We start from the raw sequence: 7,463 nt of genomic DNA on the forward strand, positions 1-7,463 counted from the left end.
ACTCGCCCCCACTCGGCTCGGCGCGCGCGCCGGCCACCGGCTTTCCGCGCCGGTCCGACCCCTCGCGCTCACTCGTACGAGGGCTCTCCCCGAGCCCTCGTACGCCATGCTGGACCCTTTCCCGGAATCCCGCCGGAGCCTGTGGATTACTGGGGCGTTGTGGACAACCTGGCCACCGTCGCGTATTGCTCCCGCACTTCCCGGTACCGCAGGAGTTCGGCCGCGACGGGTTCGAGCACCTTGGCCCGTCCGCAGCCGGCGGCCGCCTGCCGCAGTCGGTTCTCGGCCTCCTGCCCGTACCGCCGGGCGGGTCCCCGGGCCGCCACCGAGCAGGTCCATTCGACCAGCGGTCCGCCGACGATCCCGGCGACCATCAGCAGGACCGGCACCAGCAGCCCCGGTTCCAGCACCCCGGCGATCTGGCCGACCAGCCACAGTCCGCCGTAGATCTGCAGCAGGGTCATCGCGGCCTGGGCGAGGACGGCGGCGGGCCACCACGCGGGCCGCGGCGGCTTCCCGGGCGGGGCCCCCACGGTCACGGCCAGTTCGTCGAGCATCTCCGGGAGCCGGTCGGCGCCGCGCACCGCCGTCTCGCGGACCGCCAGGGCCCAGGGCTCGGGCAGGCCGGCGGCCGCCTCGTCGGCGACGGTGCGGACGGCCTGCTCCACCCGCTGCCGGGCGGTCACCTCCTCCTCGGGCGGGGGTTCGGGGGCGCCGCCCCGGGTGAGCCGCTGGGCGATCCGCTGCGGGGAGCGGCGGTTCTCGTACCAGCGCCACAGCCGCAGCCAGGGCGTTCCGCAGGCCTTGCCCGCGTTGCGCCGCCAGGCCCGTTCGGCGGCGAGTCCGGCGGCGTGGGCGCCGACCGCCTCGGCGAGCCGGTCCTCGAACTCGGCGCGGGCGCCCTCCCCGATCTCGGGCCGTCCGTCGGCCACGTACAGGGGGCGCAGCCGCAGTGCCGCACGGTCCACGTCGGCGGACAGCCGCCGGGTGGCGGCTCCCCTCTCCTGGGTGAACTGGCCCAGTACGTCGCGCAGTTCGGGGATGCCCTCGCCGGTGAGGGCGGAGATCCCGAAGACGAGGGCGCCGGGTTCGCCGTGCTCGCCGAGGGCCATGCCGTCCTCGTCGAGCAGCCGGCGCAGGTCGTCGAGGACGAGGTCGGCCGCCTCGCCGGGCAGCCGGTCGATCTGGTTGAGGACGACGAAGGTGACCTCGGCGTGTCCGGAGAGGGGCCGCAGGTAGCGCTCGTGGAGGACGGCATCGGCGTACTTCTCGGGGTCCACGACCCAGATCACGGCGTCGACGAGGCCGAGCACGCGGTCCACGTGCTCGCGGTGGGTGACGACGGCCGAGTCGTGGTCGGGGAGGTCGATGAGGACGAGTCCGCGCATGGCCTCGTCGGTGTTGCCGGCGTCGCGCGGGCGGCGGCGCAGCCGGCCGGGGATCTCCAGCCGGTCGAGGAGCCCGGCGGCGCCGTCGGACCAGCTGCAGGCGATCGGGGCGGAGGTGGTGGGCCGGCGCAGTCCGGTCTCGGAGATCTGCACCTCGGCCAGGGCGTTGAACAGGGTGGACTTGCCGCTGCCGGTGGCGCCCGCGATGGCGATGACGGTGTGCCGGGGGGACAGCCCCCGGCGGGCTGCGGCCTCGTCGAGGACCCGGCCGGCCTCGGCGAGGGTCTTGCCGTCGAGCCGGGTGCGGGAGAGGCCGACGAGCTGCCGGAAGGCGTCGAGGCGGACCCGCAGGGACAGGCTCTCGGGGCTGGGCGGGGGGCCGGCGGGGGCGGGGGCGGGGCGGGCGGCCCCGGAGACGGCGCGCAGCAGGGCGTGGGCCTCGGCGTCCTCCTCCTCGTCGGGGCCGCCCGGCCCGCCCGGCCCGCCGGCGGCGCCGGGGGCGACCCGCCGGGCGATGAGCCCGTCGTCCCAGCGGGAACGGTTGTGCTCCGGCTGATCGGTCACTGCGGTCACCGCGTCACCTCTCCTTCTGCAGTACGGACAGCGCGGCGATCAGCTCCGCCTGCGGTTCCGGGGTCACTTCGAGGGCGTCGAGGGGGGCGAGCCGCCGGTCCCGCTCGGCCTTCAGCACCTGCTCCAGGTGGGTGCCGACGAGTTCGTTCCCGCGGTCGCGCAGCCGCAGCGCGCCCTGGGCGCCGATGCGCTGGGCCAGCCGTTCGCCGGCGGCCCGGGCCCGCTTGCCGCCGAGGAGCGAGGCGACGAGCAGGGCGGCGACGGCGTCGGCCTCGGGTGCGTTCTGGTGGTCGAGTCCGGCGACCTCCTCCTCGGCGAGCTCTTCGAGCACCCGCCGCCAGCGGCGTACGGCCACTCCGATGCGTTCGGCGGCCTCCCGGTCGGGGACGGGCAGCGGGACGGCCCCGGCGGCAGGCTCGCGCCGCCACACCTCGGCGATGCGTTCGTCGGCGGCGGCCACGGCGCACTGGATGAGGGCGGCGAGGCTTTCGGCGAGGGAGTCGAGGAGTTCGTCGGCGGTGGTGTCGAGGGGGTAGCCGCGCCACCGGGTGAGGGCGTCGCCGGCGAGTACGGCGCCCTGGTCGAGCCGGGTCCGCACCCGCTTGCCCTCGCGGCGGTACGCGTCCTCCACGGCGGCGGTGAGGCGGACGGCGGCGGCGTGCTGGGCGGCCACGGCGGCGGCGAGTTCGGGCATCCGGCTGCCGAGGGAGTCGAGGACCCCGAGCGCGGTGCGGCCGACGGCCTGCTGGCGGGCGGCGGGGTCCTGGGCGTGGTGGGTGAGCCAGGCGTGGAGGGGTGCCACGGCGCTTGCGGGCAGGAGCCCGCCGCCGCCGGTGGACTCGGGGAGCTCGGGGACGGTGAAGCGGGGGACCTCGCCGAGTCCGGCGCGGGTGAGGAGGGCGCCGTACTGGCGGGAGACCTCGGTGAGCACCTGGTGCGGGACCCGGTCGAGGACCGTGATCAGGGTGGCCCGGTACTCCTTGGCGGTGCGCAGCAGGTGCCAGGGGATGGCATCGGCGTACCGGGAGGCGGTGGTGACCATGACCCAGACGTCGGCGGCGCAGATGAGCTCGGCGGCGAGGGTGCGGTTCTCGACGACGAGGGAGTCGATGTCGGGCGCGTCGAGGAGGGCGAGTCCGCGGGGCAGGGTGGCGACGGTCTCGATGCGCAGTTCGCGGTGGGCCCCGTCCGTGCCGCCGGGTTCGTCCTCGCCGGTGTCGCCGGCGGCGCGCAGGGACTCCGCCTCGTCGTGCGGCAGCCAGACCCGCATGAGGTCGGGCAGGACGCGCATGCCGGCGAACCAGTGGTGGTCGTCGGGGTGGCAGACGAGGACGGGGGTGCGGGTGGTGGGGCGCAGCACCCCGGCTTCGCTGACCTGGCGGCCGACGAGCGAGTTGACCAGGGTGGACTTGCCGGCGCCGGTGGAGCCGCCGATGACGGCGAGCAGCGGGGCCTCGGGGGCCTTGAGCCGCGGTACGAGGTAGTCGTCGAGCTGGGCGAGGAGCTCGGCTCTGGTCTGGCGGGCGCGCGGGGCGCCGGGCAGGGGCAGCGGCAGACGCACGGAGGCGACCCGGTCGCGCAGGGCGGAGAGGGCATCGATCAGCTGAGGCCGAACATCCAAGGTCACCACATGCGAAGAATGCCCAATTTTGTGTCCTTTTTGAAGCTTATAGACTCTCTGCGCGCCGACCGCCACTCCGGACTGACACGCGGGACACAACGGACGACTGGGGCGACGGCATAACGAGTACACAACACCCGGCACGCGGCGGCGCAAAAGCGCTGCGCGAATCGCACCTGCCTGCGATTATCGGGACCGCTTCACCGAACCTCCACATCGTGGCACGCGGGTGAAGCAACCGGGACAAGGCGAGCGGAGCCCTATCCTTGACCCGGCTCACGGTCACCTTCCGGCCCCCGTAGCTCAGTGGATAGAGCAGGTGCCTTCTAAGCACTTGGCCGCAGGTTCGAGTCCTGCCGGGGGCACGTCTTCTCTTCCGCGTTCCTGCGCGCGCACCGGCCCTCGGGGCCGGAGTGCTTGCGCCGGCGAGCGCACCTTAGTGCGGCGGGTGTAGTGGCGCGATAAGGCCCGCCCGGCATCCGGGCGACCCTCCCCCCGACTGGCCGATTCCCGGCGCATCGGGGCCCGCCGCGGTCCGCGGACGGGTACTCCGGCAGGTACGCCGTACTCCGGTGGGGTGACGGGCCGGGATGCCCGGTGCGCCCGTACTCGGGTGTGCGAGGAGAGGCACGGGCGGCCGGGAGCCGGAGGCTTCAGAGGCTCCGGGTCATGAAGACGCTGAGCGGGTCCGGCTTGTAGTCGGCGAAGGGCTCGCAGGGCTCGAAGCCGAACTTCGCGTACAGCGCCCGGGCCGGGGCGAAGAACTCCGCCGAGCCCGTCTCCAGGCTCAGCCGCTTGTAGCCCATCCGCCGGGCCTCCTCGATGAGGTGGGTCAGCACGAAGGTGGCCACGCCGGAGCGCTTGGCGCGGGCGGCCGTGCGCATCGACTTGATCTCCGCGTGCTCCTCGTCCAGCCATTTGAGGGCACCGCAGCCCACGAGGACGCCGTCCGCGTCCCGGGCCGACCAGAAGGTGATGTCGTAGCGGCGCAGCCCGTGCAGGTCGAGGGCGTGCTTGCTCTCCGGCGGGCTGACGGACTGCATCTCCTGGACGTGCTCCGCCAGGAAGCGGGCTATGTCGGGGCCCGACAGGTCATCGACTGCTATCTCCATCGCGCCAGGCTAGAGCGTGGGTGCCGCGGATGGCGGCGAAAGTGATCAGCTGCCGGTCCGAACCGCCCGGGCGGGCGCGCGCGGAGCTCCGCCGGAGCGGCCCGCGGGCACCGTGCGGATCGCGCCGCATCCCCCCAACCGGCGAACTTCCGAGGCGGGAGGCGCATTACCCTCGTCGGATGGGCACGTACGAACTGGACTCAAGGAAGCCGGACACCGCGCAGCGGCCGCTGGGCGGCGCCGTGGTGCTCTGGCACCTGAACACCGACCGGCAGGCCGTCGGCGGGCACCCGGTCGGCGACGCCCTGCTCGACGAGGCCGAGCGGGCCCGCGCCGCCGCCTTCGTGCGGCCCGCCGACCGGCACCGCTACCTGGCGGCGCACGTGGGGCTGCGGGTGCTGCTCGGGGGCTACTTGGGCACGGCTCCGGAGCGGGTCGAGTTCATCCGCGAGGAGTGCCCCTGCTGCGGCGAACCGCACGGGCGGCCCGCCCTGGCCCCGGGCGGCCCGGGCGGGGGCCCCGCCGACCGCCTGCACTTCTCCCTCTCGCACAGTGAGGACGTGGCCCTGCTGGCCTTCTCCGGGGTCCCGGTCGGCGTGGACGTCGAGGCGGTGCCGGGCCCGGCCGTGGTCGCCGACCTGCTGCGCATGCTGCACCCGCGGGAGACCGCCGAACTCCTCGCCCTGGACGGGCCGCAGCAGTCGGCGGCGCTGGCCCGCATCTGGTCGCGCAAGGAGGCCTACCTCAAGGGCACCGGCACCGGGCTCGGCCTCGGCTTCGCCGATCCGTACGTGGGCTCGGCCGCCACCCCGGCACCGACTCCCGGCTGGATCCTCACGGACGTCCCCGCCCCGGCGGGCTTCTCGGCCGCACTGGCCGTGTCCGCGGACCCGGACGCGCCGCAGGCGGGCTGACGCCGGCCGGGCGCCGCCCGACCGCCGCCCGGCCCTCGTACCGGCGCCCGGCCGGCCTTCGTACCGGCGCCTGTCCGGCCTTCGTACCGGCGCCCGTCCGGCCTTCGTACCGGCCTCCATACCGGTCTCCGTCCGGCCCCCGCCCGGCTCCCGTCCGGCCCCCGTGCCGACTTCCGTCCGGCCCCGGTACGGGCCTCCGTCCGAACCCCGCCCGGCCCCGCAGCCGGGGTCCCCGCCGCGCCCCGCCGCGCCGCGCGCCGGCCCCATCAGCCCTGGCCGGGACGTACACCCCGGTCTGATGGGACATCAATTTCTGTGCGCTTCCCGGCACGGCTGCTCATTGACTTCTCGACGGCGTGACGCGTCAATATCGGCCACCGCACCGGCTCGGCCTCCCCCACACAGCGGGTGGGGGGAGGGGTTCGTCATGACGAAGGAGTCGCGACCCAGTGAGTACGAGTTACCGACGAAGAATCCTCGCCGGGGCGGGGGCCCTGACCCTGGCGCTGACGGGTGGCGTGGTGGGCCTGGCGGGCACGGCCGCGGCCGCGACGACGACCACCCCCGTCTTTTCCGCGTGTGACGCGCCGGCGCCGCAGCCCGACGGCTCGGGCAACCAGAACTACACGGTCACCGTGCCCGACACGGCCAAGGCCGGGGACGTCGTGCCGATCACCATCGACCCGGGCGCCAGCCCGCTGGTGCCCGGCTTCTCCGTGACCACGGTGAACACCACCAAGATCACCCTCAAGGTCGGGAGCACCACGCAGACCGTCGTCAGCCCGCCCGAGACCGTCTCGGTGGTGGCCGGCGTACCCCTCGACCCCAAGCCCTTCTCCGGCACCGTCAAGGTCCCGGACGGCACCGAGGGCACCAAGCTCGACATCCTCCTCGACCAGGCGGTCACCGACGCCGACCTCAGCGGCAGCGTCTTCACCACCACCTGCGTGCCGCAGCCGCGCCCGAGCGCGCCCATCGCCTCGATCCAGGTCGAGGCCCTGCCCAAGGACCCGATCACGACCAGGCTGACGCCCAACAGCGGCGGCCCGAACACCGCGGTCGTCGCCACCGGTGCCAACTTCCCGGCCGGACCGGTGACCTGCAAGGCCCTGCTGTCGGGCGCGGCCACCGGTGACACGGGCTCCGGCTCGGCGGACGCCGCGGGGGTGGCCACCTGCAACCTCACCATCACCAAGAAGGCCGATGCGGTCATCATCGACGGCGCGGTGCAGCCGGCGAAGGCCTTCAACTGGATCCCGCCGGCCGTCGGGGTCCCGCACCCGGTGGACATCGAGGTGCTGGCCGGACCGCTGTCCCTCGGCCCGACCGGCGGGCTGCCCGCACTGGACTTCGGCGCGGTCACCATCAACGGCAAGAAGCAGTCCGTGGTGGGCCAGTTCAACGCGGCCACCGTCCAGGACTTCCGCGGCGGCACCCTCGGATGGGACCTCACGGTCACCCGTACGCCGTTCCTGAACACCGCCACCGGACACGCGCTGGCGAAGGCCCAGCTCGGCATCCAGCCGGTGTGCACCGTCACCAACCCGGACAGCCCGAGCGCCTGCACCGCCGGGGCCCCCGGAGCCATCACGGACACCCCGATGAAGGTCGCCTCCGCCGCTCCGGGCGGGGACGAGCTGACCGGTGGCGAGTTCGCCGTCGGCGGCGGCGCGATGATCCAGCTGCCGGCCTTCATGTTCGCCGACACGTACCAGTCCGTCGTGACCTTCTCGGTCGCCTGACCGCCGGACCCGTCGGCGAGCGCCCACCGGGTGGTGGGGGGGGGGGGGGGGGGGGGAAACCCCCCCCCCCCCCCCCCCCCCCCCCCCCCCCCCCCCCCCCCCCCCCCCCCCCC

The 7,463-nt window shown here is 74.7% G+C and carries 5 protein-coding genes and 1 tRNA gene; 3 read left to right on the forward strand and 3 right to left on the reverse strand.

The genetic code is table 11. From position 1 onward, the window contains the following. Positions 1-146: 146 nt before the first annotated feature. Together ACZ407_RS04030 and ACZ407_RS04035 are read right to left on the reverse strand one after the other, a co-directional pair. Positions 147-1,961, reverse strand: coding sequence for a GTPase (locus ACZ407_RS04030; protein ID WP_468125269.1), 1,815 nt, complete (start codon positions 1,959-1,961; stop codon positions 147-149). A gap of 4 nt (positions 1,962-1,965) precedes the next feature. After that, positions 1,966-3,582, reverse strand: a complete 1,617-nt coding sequence (locus ACZ407_RS04035) for a dynamin family protein (RefSeq protein WP_468125271.1) — start codon at positions 3,580-3,582, stop codon at positions 1,966-1,968. A 292-nt stretch (positions 3,583-3,874) separates the two neighbouring features. Here ACZ407_RS04035 and ACZ407_RS04040 point away from each other — a divergent pair. Then, positions 3,875-3,947: transfer RNA gene (locus ACZ407_RS04040), tRNA-Arg, on the forward strand. Positions 3,948-4,235: 288 nt separating this feature from the next. Here ACZ407_RS04040 and ACZ407_RS04045 read toward each other — a convergent pair. Then, positions 4,236-4,694: a GNAT family N-acetyltransferase gene (locus ACZ407_RS04045; RefSeq protein WP_468125273.1), complete on the reverse strand. Its 459-nt coding sequence runs from the start codon at positions 4,692-4,694 to the stop codon at positions 4,236-4,238. A 179-nt stretch (positions 4,695-4,873) separates the two neighbouring features. On the opposite strand from ACZ407_RS04045, the gene ACZ407_RS04050 reads away from it, so the two are divergent. Both ACZ407_RS04050 and ACZ407_RS04055 read left to right on the forward strand, forming a co-directional pair. Continuing rightward, on the forward strand, positions 4,874-5,608 hold the full coding sequence (locus ACZ407_RS04050) for a 4'-phosphopantetheinyl transferase family protein (RefSeq protein ID WP_468125275.1): 735 nt from the start codon (positions 4,874-4,876) through the stop codon (positions 5,606-5,608). 449 nt (positions 5,609-6,057) lie between these two features. After that, complete coding sequence (locus ACZ407_RS04055; protein WP_468125277.1) at positions 6,058-7,350, forward strand: WxL domain-containing protein; 1,293 nt, start codon at positions 6,058-6,060, stop codon at positions 7,348-7,350. Positions 7,351-7,463 lie beyond the last annotated feature (113 nt).

The sequence above is a fragment of the Streptomyces sp. NPDC030809 genome (assembly GCF_055572195.1).

Bases quoted from the DNA above. Each gene is read 5' to 3' on its own strand.
- ACZ407_RS04045 (WP_468125273.1), bottom strand. From the start codon at position 4,694: ATGGAGATAGCAGTCGATGACCTGTCGGGCCCCGACATAGCCCGCTTC.
- ACZ407_RS04050 (WP_468125275.1), top strand. From the start codon at position 4,874: ATGGGCACGTACGAACTGGACTCAAGGAAGCCGGACACCGCGCAGCGG.